Source organism: Tistrella mobilis KA081020-065 (genome assembly GCF_000264455.2).
GTDB classification, from domain to species: Bacteria; Pseudomonadota; Alphaproteobacteria; order Tistrellales; family Tistrellaceae; genus Tistrella; species Tistrella mobilis.
The window spans coordinates 3,504,231-3,520,432 of the sequence record NC_017956.1 but is presented as its reverse complement, the minus strand read 5'-3'; the positions used below and the strand labels follow the sequence as shown (position 1 = coordinate 3,520,432).

Here is a 16,202-nt window from a genome sequence, read left to right as displayed (position 1 = left end):
CCGGCTCTGAGGGTTGCCGGGCAAGGGCGAAAAGAACGTATGACGCGATAAAACGCCGACTGCTTCGCTTTGACAGTTGGCGGCAAGGGAGTATGCTTTCTTTCAGAACATGCCGGATGCCCGCTCCCCGTGCGGAGGGCGGCGCCGGCATAGTGACGTCCCGCTGCCCCGCCCCCGGCGCCCGAGCCTCCGGACCCTCCCGAGACCCCGGTTTCAACCCCGGCCGTGTCCCGCGGGCCCGCCGCTTCCGTGCAGGATCGCAACCGGCAGCGGCATCGCTTGCAGGAGCAGCACCCCATGGCATTCGCCAATCTGTCGAGCCTGGCGGCCTGGTCGTATATCGACGGCCGCTGGGTCGAAGGCAATCCGCCGATCATGGGACCGATGTCCCAGGGCTATCAGTTCGCCTCGATGGTCTTCGACGGCGCGCGCTCTTTCGACGGCGTGGTACCCGATCTCGAGGGGCATTGCGCCCGCCTGCTCCGCTCGGCGAAGTCGTTCGAACTGGAGCCGAAGGTCGATCTCGACACCGTGATCGGCACCGCGATCGACGGTGTGAAGCGCTTCCCGCGCGACGTGGCGACCTATATCCGTCCGGTGATGTATGCTGATGACGGCATGGTGCAGGTGAACCCCGACAGCACGAAATTCGTGATGACGGTCTTCGCCATTCCGTTCTCGAACGAGATGGGCAGCTTCTCGACCGGGCTCAGCCCTTATCGCCGGCCAGGGCCCGACATGGCGCCCACCGACGCCAAGGCGGCCTGCCTTTATCCGATGACTGGCCGGGCGCTGAATGAAGGCGCGCGCCGCGGCATCGATAACCCGGTCATGCTCGACCCCGAGGGCAATGTCGCCGAATTCGCCTCGGCCAATCTGTTCATGGTCAAGGACGGCGTGGTCCACACCCCGAAGCTGAACGGCACGTTCCTGGCCGGCGTCACCCGCAAGCGGGTGATGGAGCTGTTCGCTGCCGACGGTATCGAAGTGGTCGAGCGCTCGATCACCTATGACGAGCTGAAGGATGCCGACGAGCTGTTCTCGACCGGCAACTTCAACAAGGTGGCGAGCGTCAACCGGATCGAGGATCGCAATCTTCAGCCGGGCCCGATCGCCCGCAAGGCCTGGGATCTGTATTTCGCCTGGGCGCGCGATCAGGCCTATTGATCCGGCGCATCCGACGATCCGGCGGCGGCCGTGGAGCGGACAGCTCTGCGGCCGCCGCCATCGTTTCGGGAGATGAAAAACGACGGCCGGCGTCGGGCGCCTGCGCCCATTGGACAGAATTCCACCCGATCCCTCACGGTACCTGGACCGGGACCGGTGCCCGCGGTTATTCTCGGGCCACTTCCGGCGGCGCGCCCCCGAACGCGCTGGCGACGACCGGATCAGCGTCAGCGACCCCGAGGAACATCATGAGCATCGACGACACCGGGTCTGTACCCGAAGACGACGAGGACGGCGTTGCACCAGGCGAGGCAGGCCAGATCGAGAGCCGTGTCTCCCGGCGCATCCGCGAGCTTCGCCGCGACCGCGGCATGACGCTGCAGACGCTGGCCGAGAAGGCCGGCGTCTCGAAGTCGATGATCTCCAAGGTCGAACGCGGTGAGGCCAGCCCTTCGGCGGCGACCGTGGCGCGGCTGGCCGCCGGGCTGGGCGTCACCATCTCCAGCCTGCTGGGCGAACATGACCGCCACGACGTGCTGGTGTTGCGCCGCGCCGATCAGGCGGCCTTCGTCGACCCCGAGACCGGTTTCGAGCGCCGGTCGATGTCGCCGATCTTCCCCTCGCGCGGGCTGGACCTGGTTCAGGTGACCGTGCCCCAGGGGGCGACGGCGGGGCCCTTCGTCGGCCATCGCTATGGCGTCGAGGAATATCTGGTGGTGGTGGAAGGCCGGCTGGGCGTCACCGTCGGCGGCATCAACCACGTGCTTCAGCGCGGCGATGCGATCTTCTATCAGGCCCATGTCGCGCATCAATACGCCAATCTGGGCGAGGGCCCGGCCGTGGCCCTGGTGGTGATCGGCGACATCCGCGATCTGCGCGACGGCCGGGATTGAGCCTTCCCGCTTTCCCCGGCGGCGCGCGACACGCCGGGGGGGCGGGGGCCTGGCAGGCGAGGTGGGCTCAGTGGCCGCCCGACAGGTTCAGGCCGATCACGCCCAGCACGATCAACCCCAGAGAGACCAGTTTGATCGTGTTCATGCTTTCGCCGAAGGCCAGCACGCCGATGGTGGCGATGGCCGCCGTGCCCACCCCCGACCAGATGGCGTAGGCGACGCCGATCTCGATCCGCTTGAGCGCGACCGCAAGCAGGCCGAAGGCGATCAGATAGCCCACCACCATCACCGCCGTCGGCCCGAGCCGGGTGAGGCCGGCCGACATCTTCATCGAGGTGGTGGCGACGATTTCAGCCATGATGGCGCCGGCAAGCAGCACCCAGGCAAGGCCCGCACCCATTCCGCTGCCACCCATGGCCTGCAGATCTCCGCGTGTGAGTGTGACGGGTGTGCCCGTGACGGGTGTAACCGTGACGAACGTAACGTGACGGGCCGGTCAGCGGGCGCTGGCGTCCGGATCCTGCTGCCGGCGCGGGCTTGCCGGATAGACGCCCAGGATGCGGACATCGGTCGAGAAGAAGCCCAGCTCCTCCATCGCCAGCGCCACGGCCCGGTTTTCCGGGTGGCCCTCGATCTCGGCATAGAACACCGCCGGCGTGAAGGCGCCGTCGATCAGATAGTTCTCGAGCTTGGTCATGTTGACGCCGTTGGTGGCGAAGCCGCCCAGCGCCTTGTAGAGCGCCGCCGGCACATTGCGCACCTGGAACAGGAAACTGGTCACCACCAGCCCGTTATCCGGCGCCGGGATCACCGGTTCGCGCATCATCACCACGAAGCGGGTGGTGTTGTGCTCGGCATCCTCGATCGCCTCGGCCAGCACGTCCAGGCCGTAGATGTCGGCCGAAAGCCGCGAGGCGATGGCGGCAACCGCCGGGTCACGCAGCTCGGCCACCCGGGCGGCGGCACTGGCGGTGTCGGAATGGATCACCGGCCGGATGCCGTGCGCGTCCATGAAGCGGTGGCACTGGCCAAGGGCGTGGACGTGGCTGAGCGCCGTCTTCACCTGGGCCAGACGCGCCCCGGGTGCGCCCAGCAGGCAGTGGCTGACCCGCATGAAATGCTCGCCGGTCAGATGGAGCCCGGAGGTCGGCAGCAGCCGGTGCACATCCGCGACCCGGCCGGCCAGGGTATTGTCGATCGGGATCATCGCCCGGTCGGCCTTGCCCTCGCGCACCGCCTCGATCGCATCGGCGAAGGTCGGGCAGGGCAGAGGGACCAGCTCGGGAAACATCTCCAGGCACGCCATGTGGGAATAGGCACCGGGCTGGCCCTGGAAAGCGATGGAGCGGGCTGGCGTGGCGGGCATGTCCTGGGCGGCGGGCATCGATCGATTCCGGCTGGAATGGCAGGGGCCGGCATCTTGCGCCGGCCCGCTGCATCTGTCCATGGCCCCCGCATGCACATCCTGGCTGAGGAACGGGGGGCGGGGTGTCAGCTCGCAGGCTTCAGCAGCCGGCGGGCAACCTCCAGATCCTCGGGTGCATTCACTTCGAAGGGCACGGTGTCGACGATGGCGGCATCGATGCGCAGCCCGGCTTCGAGTGCGCGCAGCTGTTCCAGCCGCTCACGCAGCTCCAGCGGGCTGGGCGGCAGCGAGACGAAGCGGTCGAGCGCGCCGCGCCGGAAGGCATAGAAGCCGATATGATGGTGAACCGGCCCGTCCCCCCAGGGGGCGTTGGCGCGGGTGAAATAGAGCGCCCGGCCGATCCGGCTGCCCGGCGCCATCGACAGCACCGCCTTGGCGGCATTGGGGTTGGCGCGGACCGCCGGATCCGAGGTCTCGACCACGAGCGTCGCGATATCGGCCTGATCGCCCAGCGCCTCCAGCGCCGCACGCGGCAGGGCCGGGTCCAGTGCGGGCATGTCGCCCTGGAAGTTGATGATCACGTCATGGCGCCGGTCGGGGTCGAAAATCTCGGCCGCCGCCTGGACGCGGTCGGACCCCGACGGCAGGGCCGGATCGGTCAGCACCGCCGTGCCGCCGGCCGCTTCCACCACGTCCACGATCTCCTGATCGCCCGCCGCCACCACCACCGGGCCGACGCCGGCGGCAAGGGCATGGTCGAGGCAATGCAGGATCATCGGCCGGCCGTTGATGTCCGCCAGCGGCTTGCGCGGCAGGCGGGTGGCAGCCAGACGGGTGGGGATCACGACCAGGGGGTTCATTCTCTGCCTCGGCGATGGAAGAATCGGGCGTCCATATTCCGGACCGGAGGTTGCGACCATGTGACGCAGGCTCGACCTCTCGTATGGAACCGGAGCCCCTGGAACCCTTATAGGGATTGGACAGAAGCGGGGGAAGTGGCTAATCTTCGCCCGTCATGACCGCATCTGCGGTGTGACCCATAAACCCGTGCCGTAACGCTTCCCGAAGGTGTCCGGACGCTCCCGCAAGCGCGGCTGCCGCCTGACGGAATTCCCTCCGCTGGGACGGGCCGGATCCGCAGACCGACGGGCATGTCATCCGTCGGCCGCGGGCTCCGCCGGGACCGCTCCGGAGAGTGCGGCGCTCATCAAGAACCTGCGGCACGGCCGGATCCGTGTCGACCCGTGCCCTGCTGTCCGGAATGCATGTCAAGGGCCGTCGGGCGTCGTGTGGAAGAGGATTGGGCATGTCAGGCTTCGAATTCAACAAGCTGATGGCCGCGTTCCTGACGGCGGCATTGTTCGCCATGGTCGTGGGTGTCATCTCCGACATGGTGTACGAGCCTGAACACCTGGAGAAGAACGCCTACGCGATCGAAGGCGTCGCCACCGACGCCGCCGCCGAGGCGCCGAAGGAAGTGCCGTTCGAGGTGGCGCTGGCCAGTGCCGACCCCAAGGCCGGTGCCAAGGTCTTCGCCCGCTGCACCGCCTGCCACGACGACTCGAAGGGTGGCCCGAACAAGGTCGGCCCCGAGCTGTGGAGCGTGGTCGGCCGCCCGGTGGCCTCTGCCGACGGCTTCGCCTATTCCGACGCCCTGAAGGGCATCGGCGGCGAGTGGACCTTCGAGAAGCTCGACCACTTCCTTACCAAGCCGGCCTCGTTTGCGCCGGGCACCAAGATGTCCTTCGCCGGCCTGTCGAAGGTCGAGGATCGCGCCGCGGTCATTGCCTATCTCAACAGCCAGTCGGATGCCCCCAAGGAGATCCCGGCGGCGCCCGCCGAGGGGGGGGCCGAAGGTGGTGAGCAGCCCGCTGCCGAACAGCCGGCCGGCGAGCAGCCCGCCGCCCAGCAGAACGCCGGCTGAGGTCAGACCAGGCTGCGGATTTCCGGCGATGTCGTCGCCGGGTTGCATCCCCTGCCCGGCCCGGTCATCTTTCGCGACGCCCGCCGGTCCCATGCGGACCCGGCGGGCGTCGTCGTTCCGGACCCCGCTCTCTCGGAGCCATCCTCTCGGAGCCCTGTGCGCCACATGACCCCGACCCGTCTTGCCGAAGACGCCGCCTCTTTCCTGCCCGTCGCCTTCCGTCTGGCCGATGCCGCCCGGGCAGAGGCCCGGCGCTATTTCCGCACCGCCGTGCCGGTCGACGTGAAGCCCGATCAGAGCCCGGTGACCCTGGCCGATCGCGAGGCGGAGGCCGCCATGCGCCGCATTCTCGAGGCGGAGCTGCCCGCGCACGGCATCTTCGGCGAGGAGCATGGCCGGGTGCGCGAGGCGGCGGACTGGCAATGGGTGCTGGATCCGATCGACGGCACCCGCTCGTTCATCACCGGCCGACCCACTTTCGGCTCTCTGGTCGGGCTGTGCTTTCGCGGCCAGCCCGTGCTGGGGGTGATCGATGCCGGCGGCACGGGGGAGCGCTGGTGGGGGATCACCGGCGGACAGAGCTGTTTCGACGGCCGGCCGATCCGCACCCGCGCCTGCGCGGATCCGGCGCTGGCCCGGCTTGCCGCCACATCGCCCACAATGTTCGGACCCGACGACCGGGCCCGCTTCGACCGCCTGGCCGGGCGGGTCACCGACGTGCTCTGGGGTGGTGATTGCTACAATTACGGCCTGCTCGCCCTCGGTCTGATCGATCTCGTTGCGGAAGTGGATCTGAAGCCATACGACTGGTGCGCACTTGTGCCGGTGATCGAGGGCGCCGGCGGGGTGGTGACCGACTGGTCGGGCGGGCCGCTCGGCCTGGATGGCGATGGGCGCGTGCTGGCTGCCGGCGACCCCCTTGCGCACCGGATTGCACTGGAAATGCTGGCCTTGGCCTGAACTTGCCCTATCATCGCGGATGGAGGGATAGCGTCACCGACCGGAGGGATGACGACAGGTGATGGCCGAACAACGGATGCGGGGACGCGGATGGCGTCGCCCCGCCCGGGTGGTACTGGTGCTGGGCGGCCTCTTGGCCGGAAGCATCGCCGCCTTCACGCCGGTTCTTTCGGGCCAGGCTCTGGCGGAGCCGTCGCATGGCATATCGATGTATGGGGATCTGAAATACCCCGGCGATTTCGATCATTTCGCCTATGCCTATCCCGAAGCACCCAAGGGCGGCACGCTGAGAAGCGCCGCCCGGGGCACTTTCGACAGTCTCAATCCTTTTGCGCTGCGGGGCATCTCCGCACCGGTCAGCCTTGCCTTCGACACGCTGACCGTGCAGAGCCTGGACGAGCCGTTTTCGGAATACGGGCTGATCGCCAGGACCATCGACAAGGCGCCGGACAATTCCTCGGTGACCTTCACCATCCGTCCCGAGGCGCGTTTCCACGACGGGACGCCGATCACCGCCGCCGATGTGGCGGCGACCTTCGATCAGCTGCGTGAGAAGGGCCACCCGACCTATCGGATCTATTATGCCGAGGTGGCGGGCGTGGACGTGCTGGACGACCACACCGTCCGCTTCCGCTTCGCCAACACGAAGAACCGTGAACTGGCGCTGATCCTGGGTCAGCTGCCGGTGCTGCCCAAGGCCTGGCTCGATGCCCATGATCTGGGGGCGGGTACGCTGGAGCCGATCCCCGGCAGCGGGCCCTACAAGGTGGCCCGCGCCGAGCCCGGCCGTACGCTGGTGATGGAGCGGGTGAAGGACTATTGGGCCAAGGATCTGCCGGTGAATGTCGGCCGGTACAATTTCGACCGCATCGTCACCGACTATTACCGCGACGACGAGGTCTCGGTTGAGGCGTTCAAGGCCGGCCAGTACGATCTTCGGGTCGAGAACAGCGCCCGGCGCTGGGCCACCGCCTACAACATGCCCGAGGTCGAAAGCGGCAAGCTGAAGCTCGACACCATCCCGCACCGGCTGTCGACCGGCATGCAGGGGCTGGTGATGAACACCCGCCGCCCGATCTTCCAGGACCCGGCGATGCGCCGGGCGATGCAGTACGTGTTCGACTTCGAATGGTCGAATAAGACCCTGTTCTACGGCGCCTATACCCGCACCGACAGCTATTTCGAGAACTCGAACATGGCGTCCTCGGGCATCCCAGAAGGGGCGGAGCTGGCGCTGCTGGAGCCCTATCGCGACCAGCTGCCGGCGGATCTGTTCACGAAGCCCTATACCGTGCCCAAGACCGATGGCAGCGGCGCCAATCGCGAGGGGCTGAAGACCGCCTATGACATCCTGGCCAAGGCCGGCTACGAGGTGAAGAACGGCAAGCTGTTCGCCCCCGATGCCGATGCGCCGGTGCGGATGGAATTCCTGATCCAGGATGCCGCCGAGGAACGCATCGTGATGCCGATCACCCGCAGTCTGGGCCGGCTGGGCATTGAGGCGACGGTTCGTCAGGTGGATGCGGCGCAGTACGAGAACCGGCTGCAGACCTTCGATTTCGACATCATCACCGAAATCTGGCCGCAGTCTCAATCTCCCGGCAACGAGCAGCGCGAATTCTGGGGCAGCGAGGCTGCCGACCGGCCGGGCAGCCGCAATTATGCCGGGATCAGGAACTCCGTGGTCGATGCGCTGATCCAGAAGGTGATCGATGCCGAGGACCGGCAGAGCCTGGTGACGGCCGTGAAAGCGCTGGACCGGGTGCTGCTTTGGGGCGACTACGTCATCCCTGAATTCCACCTGCCGGCCTTCAGAATCGTGCACTGGAACAAGTTCGGGCGCCCGCCGGTGCTGCCCGATTACGGCATCGATCTTTACACCTGGTGGGTCGACGACGCGCTCGCCGCCCGCTACGGCCTGCGCTGACAGGGGGCCCGGTTCCGGATGTTCGCTTACGTCCTGCGCCGCCTGGCCCTTATTCCGCTCACATTGTTCGGCATCATGGTGATCAACTTCGCCGTCGTCCAGTTCGCCCCCGGCGGACCGGTCGAACAGATGCTGGCGACGCTGAGCGGGGCCCAGGCCGACGCCACCTCGGGGTTTTCCGGAGGGGGCCGAGAGGTCGCCGCCCCCTCCATGTCGGGCAGCGATTATCGCGGCGCCCGCGGCCTGCCGGACGGGCTGGTCGAGGAAATCCGCACCCTTTACGGCTTCGACAAGCCACCGGTCGAACGCTTCGTCGACATGATGGGCAGCTATCTGGCCTTCGATTTCGGCGACAGTTTCTTCCGCAATGCGCCGGTGGTGGACCTGATCCTCGACAAGCTGCCGGTCTCGGCCTCGCTCGGGCTGTGGAGCACGCTGATCATCTATCTGGTCTCCATTCCGCTCGGCATCGCCAAGGCGGTGCGCGACGGCACGCCCTTCGATGTCTGGACCAGCGGTCTGGTGATCGTGGGGTATGCCGTGCCGGGCTTTCTGTTCGCCATCCTGCTGGTGGTGATCTTCGCCGGCGGCTCGGTGGTGTCGTGGTTCCCGCTGCGCGGGCTCGTCTCGGACAACTGGGCCGAATTGCCCTGGTGGCAGCAGATCCTCGACTATTTCTGGCATCTGGCGCTGCCGGTGGCCTCGCTGGTGATCGGCGGCTTCGCGACGCTGACCCTGCTCACCAAGAATTCCTTCCTGGACGAGATCGGCAAACAATACGTGATCACCGCCCGGGCCAAGGGGTTGAGCGAGAACCGCGTGCTCTATGGCCATGTCTTCCGCAACGCCATGCTGATCGTGGTCGCCGGCCTGCCCGCCACCATCGTCGGGCTGCTGTTCACCGGCTCGCTGCTGATCGAGGTGATCTTCTCGCTCGACGGGCTGGGGCTGCTGTCCTACGAGGCGGTGCTCAACCGCGACTATCCGGTGGTCTTCGCCTCGCTGTTCATCTTCACCCTGATCGGGCTGCTGCTGAACCTGATCGGCGACCTGATGTATGTGGCGATCGATCCGCGGATCGATTTCGAAGCCAGGGGAGGCTGAGCCATGGGCATCGTCGCACGCCTCGGCTTTCGACCGCTCGGGCCGCTGAACCGCCGGCGGCTGCGCAATTTCCGCCGCAATCGCCGGGGTTTCTGGTCGTTCTGGATCTTTCTGGTGCTGTTCGTGGTCTCGCTCGGGGCCGAATTCGTCGCCAATGACCGGCCGATCCTGGTCTCGTATCAGGGGCGTCTCTATGCCCCGGTGCTGTTCGACTATCCCGACACCGAATTCGGCGGCTTCCTGCCGACCCCGGCCAATTATCGCGACCAGATCACGCGGGAGACGATCGACGCCGAGGGCTGGGCGATCTGGCCGCCGATCCGCTTCTCCTACGACACGATCAACTTCAACCTCGACCGGCCGGCGCCGGCGCCCCCCTCGGCCGAGAACTGGCTGGGGACCGATGATCAGGGGCGTGACGTGCTTGCCCGGCTGATCTACGGCTTCAGGCTCTCGGTGCTCTTCGGGCTGGGGCTCACCATCGCAAGCTCGGTGATCGGGGTGATCGCGGGCGCGATCCAGGGTTATTTCGGCGGCATCACCGATCTGATCTTCCAGCGGCTGATCGAGATCTGGGCCGGGCTGCCGCAGCTCTACGTGCTGCTGATCCTCTCGGCGCTGTTCGAACCCACGGTCTGGCTGCTGCTGGGCCTGCTCACCCTGTTCTCGTGGACGGGGCTGGTCGGGCTGGTGCGGGCGGAATTCCTGCGCACCCGCAATTTCGACTATGTCCGCGCCGCCCGGGCCGATGGGGGTGGGGGATATCGGCATCATGCGCCGCCATATTCTGCCCAATGCCATGGTCTCGACCCTCACCTTCCTGCCCTTCATCCTGTCGGGCGGGATCACCGCGCTGACCTCGCTCGACTTCCTGGGGCTGGGTCTGCCGGCGGGCTCTCCCTCGCTGGGTGAGCTGCTCAATCAGGGCAAGAACAATCTTCAGGCCCCCTGGCTCGGCATTTCGGGCTTCGTGACGCTGGCGGTGATGTTGTCGCTGCTGATCTTCATCGGCGAAGCGATCCGCGACGCCTTCGACCCGCGCAAGGTGTTCTCGTGAGCGGCGCCCGTCAGGCAAGTCCTTCCGTTCTGTCCGTCCGCGATCTGTCGGTCACCTTCCGGCACGAAACCGGCGAGACCAGGGCGGTGGCGGGGGTGTCGTTCACGGTGGGGGCTGGCGAGACGCTGGCGATCGTGGGCGAAAGCGGCTCCGGCAAATCGGTGACGGCGCTGGGCATTCTGGGGCTGCTGCCGCGCAGCGCCGATGTCGCCGTAGGCGGCAGCGCCCGTCTGGGCGAGGAGGAACTCGTCGGCGCATCCGAGCGGTCCCTGCGCCAGGTGCGCGGCAACCGCATCGCGATGATCTTTCAGGAGCCGATGACTGCGCTCAACCCGTTGCACCGGGTGGAGCGGCAGATCGCCGAGACGCTTGCCCTGCATCGCGGCCTCGAGGGGGCTGCGGCCGCGGCCCGGATCGACGCGCTGTTGCGTGAGGTGGCGCTGGTCGATGCCGAAGGCTCCACCGCCCGCATCCGGCGGTCCTTTCCGCACGAGCTGTCGGGTGGTCAGCGCCAGCGGGCGATGATCGCCATGGCACTGGCCAACGAGCCCGAGATCCTGATCGCCGACGAGCCGACCACGGCGCTGGACGTCACCGTCCAGGAAGAGATCCTGGGCCTGCTCGCCCGCATCCGGCGCGAGCGCGGCATGGCGCTGATCCTGATCACCCACGACCTCGCCATCGTCCGCCGCACCGCCGACCGGGTGGTGGTGATGCGCCGCGGCGAGATGATGGAGACGGGCTCTGCCGACGAGATCTTCCGCGCGCCGCGCAACGACTATACCCGCATGCTGATCGCCTCGCGCCCGCGTGGCCTGCCCGATCCGGTCCCGGCCGGGGCGGCTCCGCTGCTGACCGTGCGGGATCTGGCGGTGCGCTATCCGGTGAAGGGCGGGTTGCTGCGCCGGGTGGTGTCTCATGTCGAGGCGGCGGTGGGGGTGAATTTCACCCTCCGCCCCGGCGAGACCCTGGGGCTGGTGGGGGAGAGCGGCTCGGGCAAGAGTTCCGTCGCCGCCGCTCTCGTCCGGCTGACCACCGCCGAAGGGGTGGTCGATTTTGCCGGCACCGACCTCGCGAAGCTGGATCAGAAGCGCCTCCGGCCGTTGCGCAACCGCTTCCAGATCGTGTTCCAGGACCCGTTCGGTGCGTTGAGCCCACGCATGACCGTGGGCGACATCGTGGCCGAAGGGCTGGATGTGCATGCGCCCATCGCCGACCGGGCGGCGCGGCGGGACCGGATCGGTGCGGCACTGGCCGAAGTGGGGCTGGATGCGGCGATGCAGGATCGCTTCCCCCATGAATTCTCGGGCGGGCAGCGCCAGCGCATCGCCATTGCCCGGGCGCTGATCCTGGAGCCCGAGCTGATCGTGCTCGACGAGCCGACCTCGGCGCTCGACGTCTCGATCCAGGCCCAGATCGTCGAGCTGCTGCGCGGGCTGCAACGGCGGCGGCAGCTGGCCTATGTGCTGATTTCCCATGATCTGGCGGTGGTGCGGGCGCTGGCCCACAAGCTGATCGTGCTGCGCCAGGGCCGGGTGATGGAGCAGGGTGAGGCGGCCTCGGTGATGGCCTCGCCCGAGACCGATTATACCCGGGCGCTGATCCGTGCGGCTTTTCCCGACGGCCTGTCCTGAGCGCGAGCGGGCTTGGGCGCGTGACATCCCTGTCCGGTCGCGGATGGTGCGGCGGGGGCCATGGGTGCAGGATGGGGGCAATCGATCCCCTTGATCTGCCGGGAGGAAACCCGACCCATGGCCTCTGATCCCATCGAACGTTCTGTACCCGTCGACCTTGCGGCGCCGGCCGACGTGCTGGCGCTTGCCGGCGATCAGGTCGGCGACGACCGGCTCTGGCGCATCGTCGCCGACCGGGACCGCCGCTTTGCTGATGCCTTCCGGCTGGGCGTGATCACCACCGGCATCTACTGCCGGCCGGGCTGCCCTGCCCGGCTGCCCAATCGCGAGAATGTCCGCTTCTATCCCGACGCCCATGCCGCCGAGGCGGCCGGTTTCCGCGCCTGCAAGCGCTGTGCGCCAGAGGCACAGGCGCTGGGGCCTGAACAGAAGCTGGTCCTCTCCGCCATGGGCGCCATCGACCGGCGCGAAGAGGTCCCGGGGGCGACGGAACTTGCCAGCCTGCTGGGGGTGGAGACCCGGCGGCTGGCGCGCGCCTTCGGCCGGGTGCTGGGGGTGGCGCCGGCCGAGATGCTGCGCGGGCTGAAGCGCCGCCGGTTCCGCGCGGCCCTGAAGGCGGGGGAAAGCGTCACCGAGGCGGTCTATACCGCCGGCTTCGGCGGCCCCGCCCGGGTCTATGACGGCGGTGCGGCGGGGCTGGGCATGGCGCCCGGGCGCTTTGCGGCCGGCGGCGCCGGCGAGGTGGTGTCGTGGCGGATCTTCGACTGCCCGCATGGCCGGCTGCTGATCGCGGCGACCGAACGCGGGATCGCGATGATCGCGATCGATCCCGACGATGCGGCCCTGCTCAGGGGGCTTGCGGTCGATTTTCCCGCCGCCCTGCGGGTGGAGGCCGCGGCCGACCATCCGCTGATCGGCCGCGCCGCCGAGGTCGTGCTGGACGGGCTGACCCGCGATGCCGCCCGGCTGGATGATCACAGCCTGCCGCTGGATCTGCGGGCGGGCGCCTTCACCCTCAGGGTCTGGGAGGCGTTGCGCCGGCTGCCGGCCGGCACCGTCACCACCTATGGGGCACTCGCCCGGGCGCTGGGCAACCCCGGCGCAGCCCGGGCTGTCGGGCGGGCCTGCGCCACCAACAAGATCTCCCTGCTGGTCCCCTGCCATCGGGTGCTGCCCGAACAGGGCGGTTTCGCCGGCTATCGCTGGGGAGAGCGGGTGAAGCGGGCCCTGCTCGAGGCAGAGCATGCCGAGATCCACCCGGACCGTGCCACCGCGGATGCGGCGGCACGGGCGGCGACCGAGCCGCGGGAGGAGGTGGCGGAAGCCCCGGTCAGGATGCGCCGCAGGTCGAGCTGACCGGCTTGCCCGCCATCACCTGGCGCACGAAGGGCACGCTGTCCTTGAGCGAGCCGTTGACGGCCCCTGAATGGTCGAGGCCCGGATAGACATGAGCCTGGACCACCGTGCCCGCGGCGCAGGCGGCATCGACCACCGCCTTCTGCATCGCTGGCGGCACGTCATGATCTTCGGCGCCGGTGCCGACGAACAGCGGATGGGTCAGCTTGACCGTCGGATAGGCGAGCGACGGCGCAAGCCCGGTGATCACCTCGATGGCCTTGGGGGGCATGGCGTTGCCGCGGGTGAGGCCGGCATCGGTGACTGCCTTGAAGATCGGCATCACGCAGCCGGTGCGGGCCTGGTTCAGCACCGGCATCGCCTTGGGCGTGAACATCTGGCTGACATCGGCTTTGGTCGGGGCCTGTTCGGCCAGCAGGCCGATATAGAGCAGATAGGCGATGGTCGGGTCGACCTTGTCGGGATTGGCCTTGGCGACCGCGGTCATCAGCTGCGGTGTCAGATAGGGAATGCCGGTCGAGACCGTGCCGCGGATGTCGATATCGGGGGCATAGTCCGGTGCGAAGGCGGCGGTCGCAAAGGCGGCGCCGCCGCCCTGGGACTGGCCGATCAGCACCACCCGGTCGGCAAGGGCGACGCCCAGCTCTTTCTGGCCTGACTGCACGGCGCGGACCGAATCGAGCGTGCTGTAGGCTTCGGGCCGGGTGGCGAGATAGGGGTGCGGGCCGGCGACGCCCAGGCCCTGATAATCGGTGGCGACGATCGCGAAGCCTTCGCGCAGCCAGCGGCCCAGATAGTCGACATCGCGCTTGGACCGCCCGGTCCACGAGGGTGCGCAGGTATCGGCCACGCCGACCGTGCCATGCGCCCAGGCGAGCAGCGGCCAGCCGCCGGCCGGCGGCCGGCCCTTGGGCACGAACAGCGCCCCTGAGACCACCACCGGTCCGGTGCCCGACACTCCGTCGGTCGAGGTGTAGAGGATGCGCATCTGCTGCCCGGCCCCGGGCAGGCCCAGCTTTGCGGGCAGGGGTTCGGTCCGGAGCAGCAGGCCGGCCTGATCCGGGATGCTGCCGGTCCAGTCGTAAAAGGCCGAGACCCCGCCGTCGCCCTGGGCGGCATTCGGGCGGGGCATCTCGGCGGCGGTGACCGGCGTGGCGGCGATGGCCGCCAGGGCGGCGAGTGCCGCAAGCGGTGCGGCGAGGCCGCGCCGGGTAAGGGCTGTACGTGACATCGGGGGGCGTCTCCCTGCGCTGGTTCTTCTTGCAGATCAAAGTCTGCCAGAACCGACGCAGGGCGCCTTGCGAAGATTGGGCAAATTCCGCTTTGCGGTTGTTGATTGCCGATCAGGCCCGCGCTCCGGATGTCAGGCCGAAGGCGCCCAGCGGTCGGCGATCATCCGGTAGAGCGCCCGCACGCCCATGATTTCGCCACCTTCTGGCCGGCCCGGGCGATTGCGCGTGTTCCAGGCCATCAGGTCCAGATGCAGCCAGCCCTTGCGCGCCTCGCCCGCAAAGGCGTCGAGGAACAGGGCGGCCGTGGTCGCCCCGGCGAAACCGCCGCCGCTGACATTGCAGATATCGGCGATCTTGCTGTCGAGCATGTGGCGATAGGCGCGATGCAGCGGCAGGCGCCAGACCGGATCGTCTTCGGCACGGGCAGCACTTTCCAGGGCCGCGGCCAGAGCGTCGTCTTCGGCGAAGAAGGCGGCGATTTCGGTGCCGACCGCCACCCGGGCGGCGCCGGTCAGGGTGGCGACGTCGATCAGCAGTTCGGGCATGTCCCGCGCTGCCTCGGCCAGGGCGTCGGCCAGGATCAGCCGCCCCTCGGCATCGGTGTCGCCCACCTCGACCGAGATGCCGGCGCGGGTCTTGAGCACGTCGCCGGGGCGGAAGGCATCGCCGGCGATGACGTTGTCCACCGTCGGGATCAGCACTCTCAGCCGCACCGGCAGGTTGGTGTCGATGATCATCCGCGCCAGCGCCAGCACATGGGCGGCGCCGCCCATATCCTTCTTCATCAGCCGCATGGCCGAGGCCGGCTTGATGTCGAGCCCGCCACTGTCGAAGCAGACCCCCTTGCCGACCAGGGTGACCTTGGGGTGGCTTTCGTCGCCCCAGCTGAAATCGATCAGCCTTGGCGGCCGGGTGCTGGCCCGGCCGACCGCATGGATCGCCGGGAAATTCCGCTGGACCAGATTGTCGCCGACGATCTCGTCATAGCGGCCGCCGGCATTCTCGGCGATCCGCCGGGCTGCGAGCGCCAGCTCGTGCGGGCCCATATCCTCGGCGGGCGTGTTGATCAGGTCGCGGCCATGGGAAATCGCCTGGACCAGGGCGGCCAGCCGCACCTGATCGGCCGCGGCCGGCACCACCAGGGTGGCCGGGGCCCGACGGTCCTCGGTGCGGCCCAGATAGCGGTCGAACCGATAGGCGCCCAGCGCCCAGCCCATGGCGAGGTTCGTGACGAGCCGGGGATCGGTCGGTTCCGGATCCAGCCGCCAGCGACCCTCGGGCAGCTTCTGCGCCAGATCGCCGATGGCCCAGGGGCCCGGTTCCGCTGCGGTCACCATCACGGCGCCGGCGATGCCGCCCTCGGCATCGGGCAGCAGCGCATGGGCACCCGGCCGCGGCTTGAAGCCCTGCGCCGAAAGCCAGGCCGCGATCCGGGGCTCGGCAGCATCGCGCCAGGCGGCGAAATCGCGCTCGGTCACCAGGGTCAGCGGCAGGGCGGCGGCGTCGCGGTCACGCGACAGGCTCGGGATCTCGGCCATGGACGTGCGGGGCTCCTCGATCGATGGATGCGGAAAATCGCGCC

The 16,202-nt window shown here is 68.4% G+C and carries 13 protein-coding genes and 1 pseudogene; 9 read left to right on the top strand and 5 right to left on the bottom strand.

Going from position 1 to position 16,202, the window contains the following annotated elements; translation table 11 throughout:
* Nucleotides 1–297 precede the first annotated feature (297 nt).
* Together TMO_RS16100 and TMO_RS16095 are read left to right on the top strand one after the other, a co-directional pair.
* Nucleotides 298–1,167, top strand: a complete 870-nt coding sequence (locus TMO_RS16100) for a branched-chain amino acid aminotransferase (RefSeq protein WP_014746710.1) — start codon at nucleotides 298–300, stop codon at nucleotides 1,165–1,167.
* 248 nt (nucleotides 1,168–1,415) lie between these two features.
* Nucleotides 1,416–2,060, top strand: a complete 645-nt coding sequence (locus TMO_RS16095) for a helix-turn-helix domain-containing protein (RefSeq protein WP_014746709.1) — start codon at nucleotides 1,416–1,418, stop codon at nucleotides 2,058–2,060.
* A 67-nt stretch (nucleotides 2,061–2,127) separates the two neighbouring features.
* Here the strand turns inward: TMO_RS16095 and TMO_RS16090 are convergent, their stop codons facing one another.
* The 3 genes from TMO_RS16090 to TMO_RS16080 form a co-directional block, all read right to left on the bottom strand.
* Nucleotides 2,128–2,475, bottom strand: coding sequence for a DMT family transporter (locus TMO_RS16090; protein ID WP_014746708.1), 348 nt, complete (start codon nucleotides 2,473–2,475; stop codon nucleotides 2,128–2,130).
* Nucleotides 2,476–2,556: 81 nt separating this feature from the next.
* A complete protein-coding gene (locus TMO_RS16085; protein ID WP_014746707.1) occupies nucleotides 2,557–3,444 on the bottom strand; it encodes a prephenate dehydratase in 888 nt (295 codons plus the stop codon).
* A 107-nt stretch (nucleotides 3,445–3,551) separates the two neighbouring features.
* Nucleotides 3,552–4,286, bottom strand: coding sequence for a 3-deoxy-manno-octulosonate cytidylyltransferase (locus tag TMO_RS16080; protein WP_014746706.1), 735 nt, complete (start codon nucleotides 4,284–4,286; stop codon nucleotides 3,552–3,554).
* 446 nt (nucleotides 4,287–4,732) lie between these two features.
* On the opposite strand from TMO_RS16080, the gene TMO_RS16075 reads away from it, so the two are divergent.
* The 7 genes and pseudogenes from TMO_RS16075 to TMO_RS16045 all read left to right on the top strand — a co-directional run bounded on the left by TMO_RS16075 (nucleotide 4,733) and on the right by TMO_RS16045 (nucleotide 13,388).
* On the top strand, nucleotides 4,733–5,350 hold the full coding sequence (locus TMO_RS16075; RefSeq protein ID WP_014746705.1) for a c-type cytochrome: 618 nt from the start codon (nucleotides 4,733–4,735) through the stop codon (nucleotides 5,348–5,350).
* 165 nt (nucleotides 5,351–5,515) lie between these two features.
* Nucleotides 5,516–6,310 carry an inositol monophosphatase family protein gene (locus TMO_RS16070; RefSeq protein WP_041605039.1) on the top strand — a complete coding sequence of 265 codons (795 nt, stop codon included), beginning with the start codon at nucleotides 5,516–5,518 and terminating at the stop codon, nucleotides 6,308–6,310.
* Nucleotides 6,311–6,371: 61 nt separating this feature from the next.
* The gene (locus tag TMO_RS16065; protein WP_145978156.1) at nucleotides 6,372–8,237 is read left to right on the top strand and encodes an extracellular solute-binding protein; all 1,866 of its coding nucleotides are present in this window, start codon (nucleotides 6,372–6,374) and stop codon (nucleotides 8,235–8,237) included.
* A gap of 18 nt (nucleotides 8,238–8,255) precedes the next feature.
* The gene (locus tag TMO_RS16060) at nucleotides 8,256–9,341 is read left to right on the top strand and encodes a microcin C ABC transporter permease YejB (protein WP_014746702.1); all 1,086 of its coding nucleotides are present in this window, start codon (nucleotides 8,256–8,258) and stop codon (nucleotides 9,339–9,341) included.
* Nucleotides 9,342–9,344: 3 nt separating this feature from the next.
* Nucleotides 9,345–10,398 (top strand): annotated as a pseudogene (locus TMO_RS16055) (ABC transporter permease).
* A complete protein-coding gene (locus tag TMO_RS16050) occupies nucleotides 10,395–12,032 on the top strand; it encodes an ABC transporter ATP-binding protein (protein WP_014746700.1) in 1,638 nt (545 codons plus the stop codon). Before TMO_RS16055 ends, TMO_RS16050 begins: the two are co-directional and overlap by 4 nt.
* Nucleotides 12,033–12,149: 117 nt before the next feature.
* The gene (locus TMO_RS16045; RefSeq protein WP_014746699.1) at nucleotides 12,150–13,388 is read left to right on the top strand and encodes a bifunctional transcriptional activator/DNA repair enzyme AdaA; all 1,239 of its coding nucleotides are present in this window, start codon (nucleotides 12,150–12,152) and stop codon (nucleotides 13,386–13,388) included.
* On the opposite strand, the gene TMO_RS16040 is transcribed toward TMO_RS16045, so the two are convergent.
* On the bottom strand, nucleotides 13,363–14,619 hold the full coding sequence (locus TMO_RS16040; protein ID WP_014746698.1) for a lipase family protein: 1,257 nt from the start codon (nucleotides 14,617–14,619) through the stop codon (nucleotides 13,363–13,365). The two genes, TMO_RS16045 and TMO_RS16040, sit on opposite strands and share 26 nt — an antisense overlap.
* A gap of 132 nt (nucleotides 14,620–14,751) precedes the next feature.
* A complete protein-coding gene (locus TMO_RS16035) occupies nucleotides 14,752–16,158 on the bottom strand; it encodes a leucyl aminopeptidase family protein (protein WP_014746697.1) in 1,407 nt (468 codons plus the stop codon).
* Nucleotides 16,159–16,202 lie beyond the last annotated feature (44 nt).

Coding starts and splice junctions, on each gene's coding strand:
- TMO_RS16100 (WP_014746710.1), top strand. CDS start 298: ATGGCATTCGCCAATCTGTCGAGCCTGGCGGCCTGGTCGTATATCGAC.
- TMO_RS16095 (WP_014746709.1), top strand. CDS start 1,416: ATGAGCATCGACGACACCGGGTCTGTACCCGAAGACGACGAGGACGGC.
- TMO_RS16090 (WP_014746708.1), bottom strand. CDS start 2,475: ATGGGTGGCAGCGGAATGGGTGCGGGCCTTGCCTGGGTGCTGCTTGCC.
- TMO_RS16085 (WP_014746707.1), bottom strand. CDS start 3,444: ATGCCCGCCGCCCAGGACATGCCCGCCACGCCAGCCCGCTCCATCGCT.
- TMO_RS16080 (WP_014746706.1), bottom strand. CDS start 4,286: ATGAACCCCCTGGTCGTGATCCCCACCCGTCTGGCTGCCACCCGCCTG.
- TMO_RS16075 (WP_014746705.1), top strand. CDS start 4,733: ATGTCAGGCTTCGAATTCAACAAGCTGATGGCCGCGTTCCTGACGGCG.
- TMO_RS16070 (WP_041605039.1), top strand. CDS start 5,516: ATGACCCCGACCCGTCTTGCCGAAGACGCCGCCTCTTTCCTGCCCGTC.
- TMO_RS16065 (WP_145978156.1), top strand. CDS start 6,372: ATGGCCGAACAACGGATGCGGGGACGCGGATGGCGTCGCCCCGCCCGG.
- TMO_RS16060 (WP_014746702.1), top strand. CDS start 8,256: ATGTTCGCTTACGTCCTGCGCCGCCTGGCCCTTATTCCGCTCACATTG.
- TMO_RS16045 (WP_014746699.1), top strand. CDS start 12,150: ATGGCCTCTGATCCCATCGAACGTTCTGTACCCGTCGACCTTGCGGCG.
- TMO_RS16040 (WP_014746698.1), bottom strand. CDS start 14,619: ATGTCACGTACAGCCCTTACCCGGCGCGGCCTCGCCGCACCGCTTGCG.
- TMO_RS16035 (WP_014746697.1), bottom strand. CDS start 16,158: ATGGCCGAGATCCCGAGCCTGTCGCGTGACCGCGACGCCGCCGCCCTG.